This is a genomic window from Cellulomonas alba (assembly GCF_030362835.1).
Classification (GTDB): Bacteria; Actinomycetota; Actinomycetes; order Actinomycetales; family Cellulomonadaceae; genus Cellulomonas; species Cellulomonas alba.
Window position 1 is genome coordinate 352,742 of record NZ_JAUCGQ010000002.1, and the last position, 16,744, is coordinate 369,485.

At 73.3% G+C, this 16,744-nt stretch carries 13 protein-coding genes; 10 read left to right on the forward strand and 3 right to left on the reverse strand.

Annotated elements, in window-relative coordinates; translation table 11 throughout:
- Window positions 1-65: 65 nt before the first annotated feature.
- Both QRT04_RS14340 and truB read left to right on the forward strand, forming a co-directional pair.
- Complete coding sequence (locus QRT04_RS14340) at window positions 66-662, forward strand: TetR/AcrR family transcriptional regulator (RefSeq protein ID WP_289456188.1); 597 nt, start codon at window positions 66-68, stop codon at window positions 660-662.
- Complete coding sequence (truB, locus tag QRT04_RS14345; protein WP_289456189.1) at window positions 659-1,591, forward strand: tRNA pseudouridine(55) synthase TruB; 933 nt, start codon at window positions 659-661, stop codon at window positions 1,589-1,591. Before QRT04_RS14340 ends, truB begins: the two co-directional genes overlap by 4 nt.
- Window positions 1,592-1,640: 49 nt before the next feature.
- Here truB and QRT04_RS14350 read toward each other — a convergent pair whose 3' ends face one another.
- From QRT04_RS14350 to QRT04_RS14360, 3 genes are read right to left on the reverse strand one after another with little or no spacing between them, the layout of a single operon-like run.
- Window positions 1,641-1,925 (reverse strand): DUF3349 domain-containing protein, encoded by a 285-nt coding sequence (locus QRT04_RS14350; protein ID WP_289456190.1) that lies wholly within the window; start codon window positions 1,923-1,925, stop codon window positions 1,641-1,643.
- Window positions 1,926-1,951: 26 nt separating this feature from the next.
- Window positions 1,952-2,182, reverse strand: coding sequence for a hypothetical protein (locus QRT04_RS14355; RefSeq protein WP_289456191.1), 231 nt, complete (start codon window positions 2,180-2,182; stop codon window positions 1,952-1,954).
- 8 nt (window positions 2,183-2,190) lie between these two features.
- Window positions 2,191-3,330, reverse strand: coding sequence for an inorganic phosphate transporter (locus QRT04_RS14360; protein ID WP_289456192.1), 1,140 nt, complete (start codon window positions 3,328-3,330; stop codon window positions 2,191-2,193).
- A 276-nt stretch (window positions 3,331-3,606) separates the two neighbouring features.
- Between QRT04_RS14360 and QRT04_RS14365 the strand changes: the two genes are divergently transcribed.
- The 8 genes from QRT04_RS14365 to QRT04_RS14400 all read left to right on the forward strand — a co-directional run bounded on the left by QRT04_RS14365 (window position 3,607) and on the right by QRT04_RS14400 (window position 16,741).
- Window positions 3,607-7,296, forward strand: a complete 3,690-nt coding sequence (locus tag QRT04_RS14365) for a glycoside hydrolase family 9 protein (RefSeq protein WP_289456193.1) — start codon at window positions 3,607-3,609, stop codon at window positions 7,294-7,296.
- A 132-nt stretch (window positions 7,297-7,428) separates the two neighbouring features.
- Window positions 7,429-8,478 carry a bifunctional riboflavin kinase/FAD synthetase gene (locus QRT04_RS14370; protein WP_289456194.1) on the forward strand — a complete coding sequence of 350 codons (1,050 nt, stop codon included), beginning with the start codon at window positions 7,429-7,431 and terminating at the stop codon, window positions 8,476-8,478.
- An 89-nt stretch (window positions 8,479-8,567) separates the two neighbouring features.
- Window positions 8,568-8,837 carry a 30S ribosomal protein S15 gene (gene rpsO, locus QRT04_RS14375; RefSeq protein WP_289456195.1) on the forward strand — a complete coding sequence of 90 codons (270 nt, stop codon included), beginning with the start codon at window positions 8,568-8,570 and terminating at the stop codon, window positions 8,835-8,837.
- A gap of 223 nt (window positions 8,838-9,060) precedes the next feature.
- Complete coding sequence (locus QRT04_RS14380) at window positions 9,061-11,301, forward strand: polyribonucleotide nucleotidyltransferase (protein WP_289456196.1); 2,241 nt, start codon at window positions 9,061-9,063, stop codon at window positions 11,299-11,301.
- 1 nt (window position 11,302) lies between these two features.
- Window positions 11,303-12,649 carry a M16 family metallopeptidase gene (locus tag QRT04_RS14385; protein WP_289456198.1) on the forward strand — a complete coding sequence of 449 codons (1,347 nt, stop codon included), beginning with the start codon at window positions 11,303-11,305 and terminating at the stop codon, window positions 12,647-12,649.
- Between the two features lie 80 nt (window positions 12,650-12,729).
- Window positions 12,730-13,560 carry a hypothetical protein gene (locus QRT04_RS14390; RefSeq protein WP_289456199.1) on the forward strand — a complete coding sequence of 277 codons (831 nt, stop codon included), beginning with the start codon at window positions 12,730-12,732 and terminating at the stop codon, window positions 13,558-13,560.
- A gap of 20 nt (window positions 13,561-13,580) precedes the next feature.
- Window positions 13,581-14,426, forward strand: a complete 846-nt coding sequence (fdhD, locus tag QRT04_RS14395; RefSeq protein ID WP_289456200.1) for a formate dehydrogenase accessory sulfurtransferase FdhD — start codon at window positions 13,581-13,583, stop codon at window positions 14,424-14,426.
- Entirely contained in the window at window positions 14,423-16,741 is a 2,319-nt protein-coding gene (locus tag QRT04_RS14400; protein WP_407653636.1) for an FdhF/YdeP family oxidoreductase, read from the forward strand. Before fdhD ends, QRT04_RS14400 begins: the two co-directional genes overlap by 4 nt.
- Window positions 16,742-16,744: the final 3 nt, after the last annotated feature.

Consider the following 16,744-nt stretch of genomic DNA (forward strand, 5'->3'; position numbering starts at 1 on the left):
ACTGATAACATGTCAACAGCGAACTCGCCGGTGGTTCCGGCGGGGCGCGGCAAGGAGGGCGAGAGATGATGACGACCGTGACGTCGACGGCGACAGAGCAGACCACCCGCATGACGAGCGCGCAGCGCCGGGAGCAGATCCTGGCCGCCGCGCGGCGCGTGTTCGCGGAGAGCGGCTACGCCGCGACCACCGACGAGGTCGCGCGCGCCGCGGGGGTGTCGCAGCCGTACGTGGTGCGGCTGTTCGGCTCGAAGCGCGAGCTCTTCCTCGCCACGTACCAGCAGGCCGCCGAGGAGGTGAACACCGCGCTCGCGTCGCCGCCCGAGGGCCTGAGCCCGGAGGAGGCCGAGGACGCGATGGGCGCGGCGTACCTCGAGCTCATCGAGGACCGCGACCTGCTGCGGCTGATGATGCACGGCTTCATCGCGGGCGCCGACGAGGAGGTCGGCCGGATCGCCCGGCACTGCCTCGGCGAGGCGTACCGGCTGTACCTCGCCCGCACGGGCGGCACGGAGGACGACGCGCGCCGCTTCGTGGCGTTCGGCATGCTGCTCAACGTTCTCGTCGCGCTCGACGCGACCGGGCACAAGGGCGAGGACGTCGGCATGGACGGCCTCATCGAGTGCGTGTTCCTCGCGGCGAACGAGCGGCGCACCGCGTGAGCGACCGCCCGCCGCGCCGCCCCACGGCGCCTGACGGGTTCGTCGTCGTCGACAAGCCGCAGGGCTGGACCAGCCACGACGTCGTCGCGCGCATGCGTCGCCTCGCCGGCACGCGCAAGGTCGGGCACGCCGGCACGCTCGACCCGATGGCCACGGGCGTGCTCGTCGTCGGCGTCGGCCGCGCGACGCGGCTGCTCACCTACGTGACGGGCGCCGACAAGGACTACGAGGCGACGATCCGGCTCGGCCGCACCACGACGACCGAGGACGCCGAGGGCGAGCCGCTCGAGGCCCGCGACGCGTCGGGCGTCACGCGGGAGGCGCTCGACGCGGCGGTCGCCGGGCTGACGGGCGACCTGCTGCAGGTGCCGAGCGCCGTGTCGGCGATCAAGGTCGACGGGCAGCGGGCGTACGCGCGCGTGCGGGCCGGAGAGGCGGTGGAGCTCGCCGCGCGGCCCGTCACGGTGTCGCGCTTCGAGGTCGACGCGCCTCGGGCTGCCGACGTCGACGGACCGCCGGTGCTCGACGTCGACGCGCGGGTGACCGTGTCCTCCGGCACCTACGTGCGCGCGCTGGCGCGCGACCTCGGCGACGCGCTCGGCGTCGGGGGCCACCTCACGGCGCTCCGGCGCACGCGCGTCGGCGGGTACGGGCTCGAGCTCGCCCGGACTCTCGACGAGCTCGCGGACACGCCCGACGACGTGCCCCTGACCGTCCTGGGCCTCGCCGACGCGGCACGTGCCACCTTCCCCGTCCGCGAGCTCACGGACGACGAGGCGCGTGCGCTCGCGTACGGTCAGCGGCTGACCGCGGCGGGCGACGAGCCCGAGGCCCCGACGGCCGCGCTCGCTCCGGACGGCCGGCTCGTCGGGCTCGTCGAGCGGCGCGGCAGGTGGGTCGTCCCCACGCTCGTCCTCGCACCCGCCTGAGCGGCGCGGAGCCGTCGGGCTCAGCGCCCGGTGCGGGTTCGACCCGGTGTCAGTCCTCGTCGTCCTCGAGAGCCGCGAGCGGCCAGCCCACCGCGGCGAGCACCGCGCTGACGCGGGACACGTCGGCGGCGACCGGGGGCTGCTCGACGAGCTCCTCGATGGTGCGGTGCACGTCGGCGCGCGTCGCGTCACCCGCGGGGTACTCGACCGTGACGCGGTCGACGACCTCGGCGATCTCGTCGTCCGTCAGGCGCCGCCGCAGCAGCGCGAGCAGCGCGACGTAGTCCTGCTGCGGGACCCCGGAAGGGTACCCGGCACGCAGCCACTCCGTCACGCGGCGGACCGCGCCCGGCCGCGACATCAGTGACCGCCCGTCGCGACGATCCGGTACACGCCGTAGAGGACGGTCGCGGCGCAGATCGCGAAGCACAGCGTCGCGGCCGCGACACGCAGACCCGACCGGCTGGTGCGGCCCTCGACGGGGGCCAGCGCGCGCACGCCGACCGCGAACAGAGCCGGCAGCCCGGCGCCGACCAGCAGGCTCACGGCGATGACGCGCGCGAGAGCCGGGACGTCGATGTAGGTGCTCACGGATCTCCTCAGACCATCGCGGGCGCGGCGGGCTCGGAGGCGGGCTCGCGCCACTCGTCGTTGACGTTGTGCCGGTCGACCGGCGCCCGCCGCGACCGCAGGTAGATCGCGGCCGAGGCGGTGATGAGCAGGCCCAGCACGATCACGTTGCCGGCCGCACCGAGCGCCCGCGAGATCGTCTCGGCGGTCGCGCCGACCGCGGCCGCCGCGGGCAGGGTCACGAGCCAGGCGACGACCATGCGGCGCGCGGTGCCCCAGCGCACGGGCGTGCGCCGCCCGACACCCGAGCCCATGATCGAGCCGCTCGCCACCTGGGTGGTCGAGAGCGGGTAGCCGAAGTGGCTCGACACGAGGATCACCGCGGCGGAGGTGGTCTCCGCGGCCATGCCCTGGGGCGACTCGATGTCCACGAGACCCTTGCCGAGCGTGCGGATGACGCGCCACCCGCCGAGGTAGGTGCCGAGGCCCATCGCGGCCGCGCAGGCGAACACGACCCAGTCGGGCACCCCGGCGTCCTGGGGCAGCTGGCCACCCGCGATGAGGGCCAGGAGGATGATGCCCATCGTCTTCTGCGCGTCGTTGGTGCCGTGCGCGAGCGAGACGAGGGACGCCGAGCCGATCTGACCGAAGCGGAACTCGCGGCCACGCTCGGCACCCGCGACGCGGCGCGTGATCCGGTACACGAGCCACGTCCCGGACAGGGCGACGAGCCCGGCGGCGACGGGCGCGATGACGGCCGGGATGATCACCTTCGAGACGAGCCCGGACCACTCGACGCCCGACGTGCCGGCCGCGACGAGGACCGCGCCGACGAGGCCGCCGATGAGCGCGTGCGACGAGCTCGACGGCAGGCCGAAGTACCAGGTGACGAGGTTCCAGATGATGCCGCCGACGAGGCCGCCGAACACGACGGACAGCGTCACGGCGTCCTGGTCCACGATGCCCTTGGCGATCGTCGCGGCGACCGTGAGCGAGAGGAAGGCGCCGACGACGTTGAGCACGGCCGAGAGCGCGACGGCGACGCGGGGGCGCAGCGCACCCGTGGCGATCGACGTCGCCATGGCGTTGGCGGTGTCGTGGAAACCGTTGGTGAAGTCGAACGCGAGCGCCGTGACGACCACGACGACGAGCAGGGGGAGTCCGTCCACACGATGACGGTGAGGGGTCGGGGGCACCCGATCAAACCGCTCACCTGGGCGTTCATCCAATGTTCATGTTGCCGTGGCCAAGAATTGGCCCCCGCGCGGCCGTGGCGGCCGTCCGCCCGCCACGCATGTGACCGGGGTCACTTCTCATAACGTTTCGATCTCGATGACGAGATCGCTCCCGCACGGGAACCGTGGCCGCTACGTTCCGACTCGACCCTTCGTCCCCGCGGGCGCCGGCAGGCACCGTGGGAGCGATCCCACAGTGAAGGAGACAGCGTGGTTTCCTCGCAGCACCCCTCCCGCCTGCGCGCGGGCGTCGCGACGGCCGCCTCGGCGGCGGTCGTGGCGATGGCGGTCGTGGCGGCACCGGCCGCCCAGGCCGCAGCTCCCGTCTCGTACGTCTCGGACGACTTCTCGACCGGCACCCAGGGCTGGTACACGTGGGGCATCCCCGGCGCCGCGGACGCGTCGACCGGCGAGCTGTGCGCCGCGGTGCCGGCCGACGCCGGCGGCAACCCCTGGGACGGCGCGCTCCAGGTGGACGGCGTCGCGTTCAAGGACGGCGCGCCGACGACGATCTCGTTCACCGCGCACGCCACGGCGTCGGCCGACCTGACGCTCCAGACAGGCGGCTCGTACCCCGACGTCGTGCAGAAGTCGGTGCACGTCGGACCGGACGCGCAGTCGTTCGAGCTCGACGTGACGCCCGCCGGCTGGTCGACGGACACCGGGAGCATCAGCCTGCAGGTCGGCGCCAACGCGCAGCCGTTCACGCTGTGCATCGACGACGTGGTCCTCGCGACCGACACCGAGGTCCTGCCCAGCACGACGTTCGACGGCACGCTGCCCGACGGCTGGAGCCTCTCGGACGGCTACACCGTCACCTCCGCCGCCGGCGACGGCGACCTCTGCTTCGCGGTCCCCGCCGGCACGGGCCAGTACACGGGCCTCGTCGACAACGGGGTCCCGCTGCAGCAGGGCTCCCGCTACCGCCTCACGTACACGGCGACGGCGACCCCCGCGTCCCAGGTCCGCTCGCTCGTCGGCGAGGGCAACGAGCCCTGGGCGACGTTCAAGGACTCGGTGGACGTGCTGAACGACACGCCGAAGACGGTGTCGTTCGAGTTCGACGCGCCAGAGACGCTCCCGACCGACGGCGACGCCCAGGTGGGCCAGGTCGCGTTGCAGACCGGCGCGGGCGCCGCGGACCACGGCTACACCCTGTGCCTGACCAGCATCTCGCTGCTCAAGCTCGCGGCCGGCCCGAAGCCCTACGAGCCCGACACGGGCTCGGCGGTGCGCGTCAACCAGGTCGGCTACCTGCCCGACGGCCCGAAGAACGCGACGCTCGTCAGCGACGCCTCCGCGGGCCAGCAGTGGCAGCTCCTCGACGGCTCCGACGCGGTCGTCGCGACCGGGACGGCGACGCCCGCGGGCGTCGACCCGACGGCCGGCGTGGCGGTCCAGACGATCGACTTCAGCGACTGGTCGACGCCGGGCGAGGGCTACCGCCTCAAGGTCGGCGACGACGCGAGCGACCCGTTCACGATCGGCGCGGACATCTACCAGTCGCTGCGCACCGACGCGCTCGACTACTTCTACAAGGTCCGCAGCGGCATCGACATCGAGGCGTCGATCGCCGGCGCGGGGAATGCGCGGTCCGCGGGGCACGTCGCCAGCGCCGACCCGTCGAAGAACCCCGTCGGCACGAAGAACAAGGGCGACCTCGACGTGCCGTGCCTCACGTCGGCGCAGGACGGCGCGAGCTGGTCGTACGGCACGTGGACGTGCCCCGACGGCTACACGCGCGACGTCGTGGGCGGCTGGTACGACGCGGGCGACCACGGCAAGTACGTGGTCAACGGCGGCATCGCCGTCGCGCAGCTCCTCAGCGAGTACGAGCGCTCGCAGCAGGCGCCGACGTCGGACCACGCGCTCGGCGACGGGACGCTCGCGGTGCCCGAGACCGGCAACGCGGTGCCCGACATCCTCGACGAGGCCAAGTGGGAGCTCGACTTCCTGCTCTCGATGCAGGTGCCCGTCGGCACCGGCATGACGTACGAGGGCCAGGACCTCGACGGCATGGTCCACCACAAGATCCACGACGTCGGGTGGACGGGCCTCCCGCTCGACCCTGCCGCGGACCCGCAGGCGCGCGCCCTCGCGCGTCCGTCGACGGCCGCCACGCTGAACCTCGCGGCCGTGGCAGCCCAGGGTGCTCGCGTGTTCGCGCAGTACGAGGACGCCTTCCCGGGCTACTCCGAGAAGCTCCTCGCGGCGAGCGAGCTCGCATACGCCTCCGCCGTGCGGGTGCCCGACCTGTACGCGCCCGCCTCGGCCGGCAACAACGGTGGCGGCGCGTACGACGACACCAAGGTCGGCGACGAGTTCTACTGGGCGGCCGCCGAGCTCTACCTCTCGACGCACCAGCAGCAGTACGCCGACGCCGTCGAGGCGAGCCCGTTCCAGACCGACCAGTCGATCTGGTCGCAGAGCGGCTTCAGCTGGGGCTCGACGGCGGCGCTCGGCCGCCTCGACCTCGCGACCGTGCCGAACCCGCTGCCCGACCGGGCCGCGACGCAGGCGTCGGTCGTCGCGGGGGCCGACGCGTACCTCGCGTGGCAGCACGCCTCGCCGTTCGGCACGTCGTACCCCGGCGACCCGGACGGCAGCTACGCGTGGGGCTCGACGTCGGCGCTCGACAACAACGACGTCGTGCTCGCGACCGCGTTCGACCTCACGGGTGCGACGAAGTACCGCGACGCGGTGCTCGAGTCGATGGACTACCTGCTGGGCCGCAACGCGCTCAACCACTCGTACGTGACGGGCTACGGCGCGCGGTACACGGTCCACCAGCACAGCCGGTGGCTCGAGTCGTCACTCACCGGGGAGACGCCCGCGGGGTCGCTCTCGGGCGGGCCGAACTCGCAGAGCGCGACGTGGGACCCGACGATCGCGGCCCTGTACGACCCGACGTCGCACCCGTGCGCGCCGCAGGCCTGCTACGTCGACGACCGCGCGGCGTGGTCCGTCAACGAGGTCGCGATCAACTGGGCCTCGTCGCTGTCGTGGGTCGCGGCGTTCGTCGCGGACCAGGACGGTGGCGCGAAGGCGCCGGTCGCCGGCGTGCCGAGCATCGTGACCCAGCCCCTGAACCAGCAGGTCCAGGTCGGCCGGTCCGCGACGCTCACGGTGGCCGTCGCGGGCTCGCCGACGCCGGCGGTCCGGTGGCAGAGCAAGGGCCGCACCGCGTCGACGTGGGCGGACCTCGCCGGGAAGACCGGCACGTCGCTCACGGTCACGGGCACCGTCGCGCTCGACGGCGCGCAGTACCGCGCCGTCGCGTCCAACGCGTACGGGTCCGCGACCTCGGACGCGGCCACGCTGCGCGTCCAGGCGGCGCCCGTCACGACGGTCGCGCCGACGATCACGGCGCAGCCGCGGTCGGTCACGAAGCGCGTGGGCGCGACGGCGACGTTCACGGTCAAGGCGACGGGGACCCCGGCGCCGACCATCCAGTGGCAGTCGCGCGCCAAGGGCTCGACCGCGTGGAAGAACGTCAAGGGCGCCACCGGGACGACGCTCCGGGTGACGGTCAAGGCGTCGCTCAGCGGCACGCACTACCGCGCCGTCGCCACGAACGTGGCGGGCCGCGCCGTCTCGGCGTCGGCGGCGCTCGTCGTCGCGAAGGCGAAGCCGCACATCACGGCGGACCCCGCATCCGCGAAGGCCAAGGTCGGCGCGCGGGTGACCTTCACGGTCGGCGTGGTCGCGTACCCGAGCGCCCACGTGCAGTGGTACGTCCAGCGGCCGCACGGCCGGTGGGTCCGGATCACCGGCGCCACGCACCGGTCGCTCGTCGTCACGGCGGCGACGTTCCGCTCGGGCTCGCACTACCGAGCGGTCGTGACGAACTCGTACGGCACGGCCACGTCGGCGGCGGCGACGCTCACCGTCCGGCGCTGACGCACCCTGCGACGTACCGCACCCCCGGGATCCCGCGCGGCCCCGGGGGTGCGGTGCGTCGGGGGCCGCGCAGGTGGCACGCTTGACCCCCGGACGCCCGCGTCAGGACCGGGCGACGAGTGGGGAGCGTGCGTGCAGCTCTGGCGTGACCTGGCCGACGTCCCGGCGGGCTTCGGCCCGTCGGTCGTCACGATCGGCAACTTCGACGGCGTCCACCGTGGCCACGCCACCGTGCTGACGCGGCTGTGCGCGGACGCGCGGGCGGCGGGCGCGCGCTCGGTCGCCGTGACGTTCAGCCCGCACCCCCTCCAGGTGCACCGCCCGGACGACGCGCCCGAGCTGCTGACGGGTGACGAGGACCGACTCGAGCTCCTGGCCGCCACAGGGCTCGACGCCGTGCTGCTGCTGCCGTACACGCTCGAGTTCGCGCGGCAGACGCCCGAGGAGTTCGTGCGGCGCTACCTCGTCGACGGCCTGCACGCCCGCACCGTGGTCGTCGGCCGCGACGTGCGGTTCGGCTGGAACAACACGGGCGACCTGTCGACGATGGTCGCGCTCGGGCAGACGTACGGGTTCGCGGTCGAGGTGATCGCCGACGTGACCCCGCAGCCGCACGCCGACGACCCGGCGCACCGGCGCTGGTCGTCGACCTGGGTGCGCGAGCTGCTCGACGAGGGCGACGTCGCGGGCGCGGCGCACGTGCTCGGACGGGCGCACCGCCTGCGCGGCACGGTCGTGCACGGCGACGCGCGCGGCCGCGAGCTCGGCTTCCCGACCGCCAACCTCGGCACCGACACGGCCGGCATGGTCCCCGCGGACGGCGTCTACGCGGGTCGGCTGCGGCGCACCCGCCACGAGGACGGGACGCCGGTCGCGCCCGACGAGGCCGACGTGGTGCTGCCGGCCGCGATCTCGATCGGCACGAACCCCACGTTCGACGGCGTCGAGCGGCGCGTCGAGGCGTACGTGCTCGACCGCGACGACCTCGACCTCTACGGCCAGCAGGTGGTGCTCGAGCTCGTCGAGCGGCTGCGCCCGACGCTGCGGTTCGACGGGCCCGACGCGATCGAGCGCCTCGTCGCGACGATGCACGACGACGTGGCGCGCGCCCGCGACGTGCTCGATGTCGAGGCACCCGCGGCCCAGGACCGCGATGCGGGGAGCGCCCACGCCGCCTGGTAGTCTTGCGGTGCCGTTCGAACGGCCGCGGATCGAGAGAGCCCGGGTGGACATGCCCCGGCGCACCGCGCAACGAGACAACCTGGAGAACCGTGTCCCTGGACAGCGCCACCAAGCAGGCCATCATGACCGAGTACGCGACGCACGAGGGCGACACGGGTTCGCCGGAGGTGCAGATCGCGGTCCTGACCAAGCGGATCAAGGACCTGACGGAGCACCTCAAGGAGCACAAGCACGACCACCACAGCCGTCGCGGCCTGCTGCTGCTCGTCGGTCGTCGTCGCCGCCTGCTCGGCTACCTGCAGAAGGTCGACATCAACCGCTACCGCAGCATCGTGGAGCGCCTCGGCCTGCGCCGTTGATCACTCGAACCAGCCCGGACCCGCAGTAGGGTCCGGGCTGGTTCGGTGTTTCGCCCGGGAGCTCGCGACGAGCTCCTCCTGAACGCACACGTACCACGCACCACCCACCGCGCCGCACCGCTCGTCCGGTCCTCGGTAGTGGTCCCCGGAGCTCGATGCTCCGAGGACCACGGTCGAAGACCGCCGCGGACGGCCGGCGCCTTCGAGAACAAGGAGGGCACCCGTGGAGGGTCCCGAGATCCAGTTCGCCGAGGCCGTCATCGACAACGGCACGTTCGGCACGCGCACCGTCCGCTTCGAGACTGGCCGCCTGGCCAAGCAGGCCGCCGGCGCCGTCGCCGCCTACCTGGACGGCGACACGATGCTGCTGTCGGCCACGACGGCCGGCAAGTACCCCAAGGACCAGTTCGACTTCTTCCCGCTGACGATCGACGTCGAGGAGCGGCAGTACGCCGCCGGCAAGATCCCGGGCTCGTTCTTCCGCCGCGAGGGCCGTCCCTCGACCGAGGCGATCCTCGCGTGCCGGCTCGTCGACCGCCCGCTGCGCCCCCTGTTCGTCAAGGGTCTGCGCAACGAGGTCCAGGTCGTCATCACGGTCCTGGCGATCCACCCGGACGACGCGTACGACGTCCTCGCGATCAACGCCGCGTCGATCTCGACGCAGATCTCCGGCCTGCCGTTCTCCGGCCCGGTCGGCGGCGTGCGCATCGCGCTCATCGACGGCCAGTGGGTCGCGTTCCCGCGCTACTCCGAGCGCGAGCGTGCGACGTTCGACATGGTCGTCGCCGGCCGCGTCGTGGGTGACGACGTGGCGATCGCCATGATCGAGGCCGAGGCTCCCGAGAAGTCGTGGAACCTCATCAAGAACGAGGGCGCGCAGGCGCCGACCGAGGAGATCGTCGCGGCGGGCCTCGAGGCCGCCAAGCCGTTCATCCGCGTGCTGTGCGAGGCGCAGTCGGAGCTGGCGAGCAAGTCCGCCAAGGAGACCCAGGTCTTCCCGACGTTCCCGGACTACCAGGACGACGCCTACGCCGCGGTGGACGCCGCCGCGTCGGCCCGCCTGGGCGAGGCGCTGAGCATCGCCGACAAGCAGACCCGCGAGAACCGCCTCGACGAGATCAAGGCGGAGATCCAGGGCGAGCTCGCCGGGCAGTTCGAGGGGCGCGAGAAGGAGATCTCCGCGGCGTACCGCTCGGTGCAGAAGAAGCTCATCCGCCAGCGCATCCTCACCGACGGCTTCCGCATCGACGGCCGCGGCCTGCGGGACATCCGCACGCTCTCGGCCGAGGTCGAGGTCCTGCCCCGCGTGCACGGCTCGGCGCTGTTCGAGCGCGGCGAGACGCAGATCCTCGGCGTCACGACGCTGAACATGCTCCGCATGGAGCAGCAGCTCGACACGCTGTCGCCCGAGACGCGCAAGCGCTACATGCACAACTACAACTTCCCGCCGTACTCGACCGGTGAGACGGGCCGCGTGGGCTCGCCGAAGCGCCGCGAGATCGGCCACGGCGCGCTCGCCGAGCGCGCGCTCATGCCGGTCCTGCCGTCGCGCGAGGAGTTCCCCTACGCGATCCGCCAGGTCTCGGAGGCGCTCGGCTCGAACGGGTCGACGTCGATGGGCTCGGTCTGCGCGTCCACGCTCTCGCTGCTCAACGCGGGTGTGCCGCTGCGCGCGCCCGTCGCGGGCATCGCGATGGGCCTCGTGTCCGACACGGTGGACGGTGAGACCCGCTACGCGGCGCTCACCGACATCCTCGGCGCCGAGGACGCGTTCGGTGACATGGACTTCAAGGTCGCCGGCACGCGCGAGTTCGTCACCGCGATCCAGCTCGACACCAAGCTCGACGGCATCCCGGCGTCGGTCCTGGCCGGTGCGCTGACGCAGGCGAAGGAGGCTCGCCTCGCGATCCTCGACGTCATCGCCGAGGCGATCGACACGCCGGACGAGATGAGCCCGAACGCGCCCCGCGTCATCACGGTGAAGGTGCCGGTCGACAAGATCGGCGAGGTCATCGGCCCCAAGGGCAAGATGATCAACCAGATCCAGGAGGAGACGGGCGCCGACATCTCGATCGAGGACGACGGCACGGTCTACATCGGCGCGACCGACGGGCCCTCGGCCGAGGCGGCGCGGGCCGCGATCAACGCGATCGCCAACCCGCACATGCCGGAGGTCGGCGAGCGCTTCGTCGGCACGGTCGTCAAGACCACGACGTTCGGTGCGTTCGTGTCGCTCTCCCCGGGCAAGGACGGTCTGCTGCACATCTCTCAGATCCGCAAGCTCGTGGGCGGCAAGCGCGTCGAGAACGTCGAGGACGTCCTGTCCATCGGGCAGAAGGTCCAGGTCGAGATCGGCGAGATCGACCCGCGCGGCAAGCTCTCGCTGCACGCCGTGGTCGACGAGGAGCAGGCAACGGACGAGGCGCCCGCCTCGGACGAGCAGCCGGCCCCGGCCGACGCCTGACGTGACGCTGGACCTCCCGCTCGTCAGCCCCGGTCTGCCCGGGGCCGAGCAGGCCGCCGGGCAGGACGGCGACGCCCTCGTGCGTCGTTCCGTCCTGCCCGGCGGTGTCCGCGTGCTCACCGAGCACATGCCGGGGATCCGCTCGGCGAGCGTCGGCGCGTGGGTCGGCGTCGGCTCGCGTGACGAGACCGACGGGCACTTCGGCTCGACGCACTTCCTCGAGCACCTGCTGTTCAAGGGCACGCCGACCCGCTCCGCGATGGACATCGCGGAGGCGTTCGACGCCGTCGGTGGCGAGGCCAACGCCGCCACCGGCAAGGAGCACACGTGCTACTACGCACGCGTGCTCGACTCCGACCTGCCCATGGCGGTCGACGTGATCGCCGACATGGTGACGTCCTCGCGCCTCGACGCGGGCGAGCTCGAGACCGAGCGCGGCGTCATCCTCGAAGAGCTCGCCATGAACGACGACGACCCGAGCGACGTGGTGCACGAGCAGTTCGCCACCGCGGTGCTCGGGGCGCACCCGCTGGGCCGCCCGATCGGCGGCACGCCCGAGACGATCCGCGCGGTGCCGCGCGACGCCGTCTGGGAGCACTACCGCCAGCACTACCTGCCGTCGACGCTCGTCGTCACGGCTGCAGGCGGCGTCGACCACGACCAGCTGTGCGCCCAGGTCGAGCGCGCGCTCGCCGACGGCGGCTGGGCGCTCGACCCGGATGCCGCGCCCACCGGGCGTCGCGTCCCCACGGACGGCGCACTGCGCGCGGGCGAGGCCGGCATCCCGGCCGCCGGGACCGAGCTGACCATCCGCCGGCACACCGAGCAGGCGAACGTCATCGTCGGCGGCACGGCCCTCACCGCGACCGACGACCGGCGGTTCACGCTCTCGGTGCTGAGCGCGGTGCTGGGCGGCGGCATGTCGTCGCGGCTGTTCCAGGAGATCCGCGAGAAGCGCGGGCTCGCGTACTCGACCTACTCGTTCGCGTCGGGCCACGCCGAGACCGGCATCTTCGGCCTGTACGCGGGCTGCACGCCCGGCCGGGTCGACGAGGTCGTCGAGCTCATGGTGCGCGAGTGGGAGCGGTTGGCCGACTCGCCGATCGCCGCCGCCGAGCTCGAGCGGTCGATCGGCCAGCTCTCGGGCGGCCTGGTGCTCGGCATGGAGGACACCGGCTCACGGATGAGCCGGCTCGGCAAGGCCGAGCTCGTGCACGGCGAGCTGCTCAGCGTCGACGAGTCGCTCGAGCGGATCCGGGCCGTCACGGTCACGGCGGTGCAGGAGCTGGCCGCCGAGCTGGCGTCGCAGCCGCGCTCCGTGGTGCGCGTCGGGCCCTTCGGGGACTGAGCGCCGCCGCGGGACGCGCGCACCGGACGCGGCGTCGCGGATGTCACCCCTGACGCCGCGCGGCGCGTCATGATGAGGCCATGGCCGACCCGTCGGTGCGCTACACGCGCTTCGCACCGCCCCCCGTGGCGCGTGACCTCGTCGAGCACCTCTGGGTCGCGCGGCACCACGCCGGCGCGTCGACCCGCGAGGTCCTGCTGCCCGACGGGCACGGGCTCGTCGTGGTCGCGAGCGGGGAGCCGGGCCTCCGCATCGACCCCTTGACCGGCCTGAGCACGCCGGACGGCTCGGGCGTGAGCGGCCTCGCGACGCGCGCCGTCGTGCGCGAGCAGACGGGTCCGGCCGTGCGCCTCGGTGCGCAGCTCGACCCGCTCGCGCTCGCCCGGCTGTCGCCCGGGTCGCTCGCCGTGGACCGGCGCGAGCCCCTGGGCCTGCTGCTGCCGGACGTCGTGGAGGCGACCGTGCGCGCCGCGCTCGACGCCGGGCGCGACGCGGACGCCGCCCGGCTGCTCGGCGAGGCGCTCGGCGCGGCGCGCCGGCCCGCCACCGAGGACCCGACGATCGCGCTGCTCGCGCCGGCGCTCCGGGTCGCGGTCGAGGAGCGGGGGATCATCACCACGGCCGACCTCGCTCGCCGCGCGGACCTCGCGCTGGGTCGGCTCGACCGGTGGTTCGTCGTGCACACGGGCGTCCAGCCGACCGTCTACCTCGCGGCCGTGCGGTTCAGCGCGTTCGTGCGGGACGCGATCGGGCGCGGCCCCGCGCAGTCGCAGGACGTGCTCCACACGATCCGGTGGTACTCGCAGGCGAACTACCCACCCCGCGAGGTCGAGCGCTTCACGGGGCTCGCACCGAACGAGCTGCGTCGCCTCGAGCGCGGGATCGCCGACGTGCTGGGTGCTCCGGCGTGACGTCCGGGAGGTGGTGAGCGATGGAGCGGATCACCGTGCGCCGGCGGGTCCTGCGGATCACCGCGGACGACGGGCCACGTCGTGCCGAGGACCTGCTCGCCGCGGAGGAGCCGCTCGAGCTCCGGATCGGGTCCCGGCCGCTCACGGTGACGATGCGGACGCCGGGCCACGACGTCGAGCTCGCCGCGGGCTTCCTCGTCTCGGAGGGCGTCGTCACCGAGGCCGGGCACCTCGCGGGGGCGCGGTACTGCGCCGGGCCGCCGGCAGACGGGCCGAACACGTACAACGTCCTGAGCGTGGCGCTCGGCCCCGGCGTCCCGCCTCCGGCGCCCGGACTCGAGCGCGCGTTCGCCACCACCTCGGCGTGCGGGGTCTGCGGCAAGTCGAGCATCGACGACGTGCGCACCCGGTCGCGGTGGCGGGTCGCCGACGACGAGGTCGCGGTGCCCGCGACGCTGCTCTCGACGCTGCCCGACCGGCTCCGCGCGGGTCAGAAGGTGTTCGACTCGACCGGGGGACTGCACGCGGCCGGGCTGTTCGACGCCGCCACCGGCGAGCTCCTGGTGCTCCGGGAGGACGTCGGACGCCACAACGCGGTCGACAAGGTGGTCGGCTGGGCCCTGCTGTCCGGGCGCCTCCCGCTGCGCGGGACGGTGCTCGTGGTCTCCGGCCGCTCGTCGTTCGAGCTGACGCAGAAGGCGCTGATGGCGGGGATCCCGGTGCTGGCGTCGGTGTCGGCGCCCTCGTCGCTCGCGGTGGACCTGGCGCAGGAGTCGGGGCTGACGCTCGTCGGCTTCCTGCGCGGGCCGTCCATGGTCGTGTACTCGCGGCCCGAGCGCGTGCAGGTCGAGGTGCCGGTGCCGTGACGCGCAAGCCGCTGTCGCACGAGCCGGACCGTGACGTGGTCGTCGGCGCTCTGCCCAGCGCGGTGGCGGGCGTGCCGGGCGCCGCGAACGCGCTGCAGTACGCGCTGCGCGAGCTCGGGCCCGCGCGCGCCCTGACGCTGCTCAGCCGGATCAACCAGAAGGACGGCTTCGACTGCATGAGCTGCGCGTGGCCGGACCCCGGCCACCGCTCGCGCATCGAGTTCTGCGAGAACGGCGCCCGCGCGACGGCGTGGGAGGCCGACCCGCTGACCGTCCCGACGACGTTCTGGGCCGAGCACCCGGTCTCGGAGCTGGCCGAGCGCTCGGAGTACTGGCTCGGATCGCAGGGCCGGCTCGTCGAGCCGGTGCACAAGCCGGCGGGGAGCGACCACTACGTGCCGATCGGCTGGGACGACGCGTTCGCGCTGGTCGCCGACCGGCTCCGCGGCCTCGGTTCGCCGAACGAGGCCGCGTTCTACACGAGCGGGCGCACCTCGAACGAGGCCGCGTTCGTCTACCAGCTGTTCGTGCGGGCGTTCGGCACGAACAACCTGCCGGACTGCTCCAACATGTGCCACGAGTCGACGGGCGCCGCCCTCGGTCAGACGATCGGCATCGGCAAGTCGACCGTCTCGTACGACGACTTCGAGCGGGCCGAGCTCATCGTCGTGATGGGGCAGAACCCCGGCACGAACCACCCGCGCATGCTGACGGCGCTCGAGAACGCCAAGCGGGCGGGCGCCACGATCGTCGCCGTGAACCCGCTGCCCGAGGTCGGCCTCAAGCGGTACAAGAACCCCCAGCGGGTGCGCGGCATCGCCGGACGCGGCACCGAGCTCGCCGACCAGTTCCTGCAGATCCGCAGCGGCGGCGACATGGCGATGCTCCAGTGGATCTCCAAGCGGGTGCTCGAGGCGGAGGACCGCGCGCCCGGCACGGTGCTCGACCACGCGTTCCTGGCGGAGCACACGCTCGGCCTGGCGGCGTTCCGTGCGCACCTGCAGCACCTCGACGAGCAGGAGGTCGCGACCGCCACCGGGCTGCCGATCGCGGACATCGACCGGCTCGCCGAGCGCTACGTCGCGGCGGACCGCGTGATCGTCACGTGGGCGATGGGTCTGACCCAGCACCGCAAGGGCGTCGACACGATCAAGGAGATCGTCAACCTGCTGCTGCTCCGCGGGAACATCGGCAAGCCGGGCGCCGGCGCGTCGCCGATCCGGGGGCACAGCAACGTGCAGGGCGACCGGACGATGGGCATCTGGGAACGGATGCCCGACGCCTTCCTCGACGCGCTCGGGGCGGAGTTCTCGTTCCGCCCACCCCGCGAGCACGGCCTCGACTCCGTCCGCTGCATCGAGGCGATGCGACGCGGCGAGGTCAAGGTGTGGTTCGCGCTGGGCGGGAACCTGGTCGCCGCGATCTCCGACACCGGTGCGGCCGAGGCCGCGATGCGCGGCACACAGCTGACGGTGCAGGTCTCGACGAAGCTCAACCGCTCGCACGTCGTGACGGGTGCCGAGGCGCTGATCCTTCCGACGCTCGGCCGTACCGACGTGGACCTGCAGGCGACGGGCGCGCAGTTCGTCACGGTCGAGGACAGCGTCTGCGCCGTGCACGCGACGCACGGCGCGGTGCCGCCCGTCGCGCCGGGTCTCCTGTCGGAGGTCTCGATCGTCACGCGCCTGGCCCGCGCGGTGCTCGGCGAGGACGGACCGATCGACTGGGCCGGCTTCGAGCGTGACTACGACACGATCCGCGCCTCGATCGAGCGCGTCGTCCCCGGGTTCCAGGACTTCAACGTCCGGGCACGGCGCGCGGGCGGGTTCGTGCTCCCGAACGGTCCGCGCGACTCCCGGACGTTCCCGACGCCGACCGGCAAGGCGATGATCACGGTGAACGAGCTGCTCCCGGTCGAGCGGCCGCCGGGCCGCCTGATCCTGCAGACGGTGCGGTCCCACGACCAGTTCAACACCACGATGTACGGCCTCAACGACCGGTACCGGGGCATCCACGGCGGCCGCGACGTCGTGTTCGTGAACCCGGGGGACCTCGCCGAGCTCGGGCTGGACGACGGCGAGCGCGTCGACGTCGTCAGCGAGTGGCCGGGCGAGCCGGACCGTGTCTTGCGGGACTACCGCGTGGTCGCGTTCCCGACCGCGCGCGGCTGCGCCGCGACCTACTTCCCCGAGGCGAACGTCCTCGTCCCGCTCGCGAGCACGGCGATCGGCAGCAACACGCCCGTGTCCAAGGCCATCGTGGTGCGGCTCGAGCGGGCGCGGTCGACGACCGGGAGCGACCCCGGCGCCAGCTAGGGT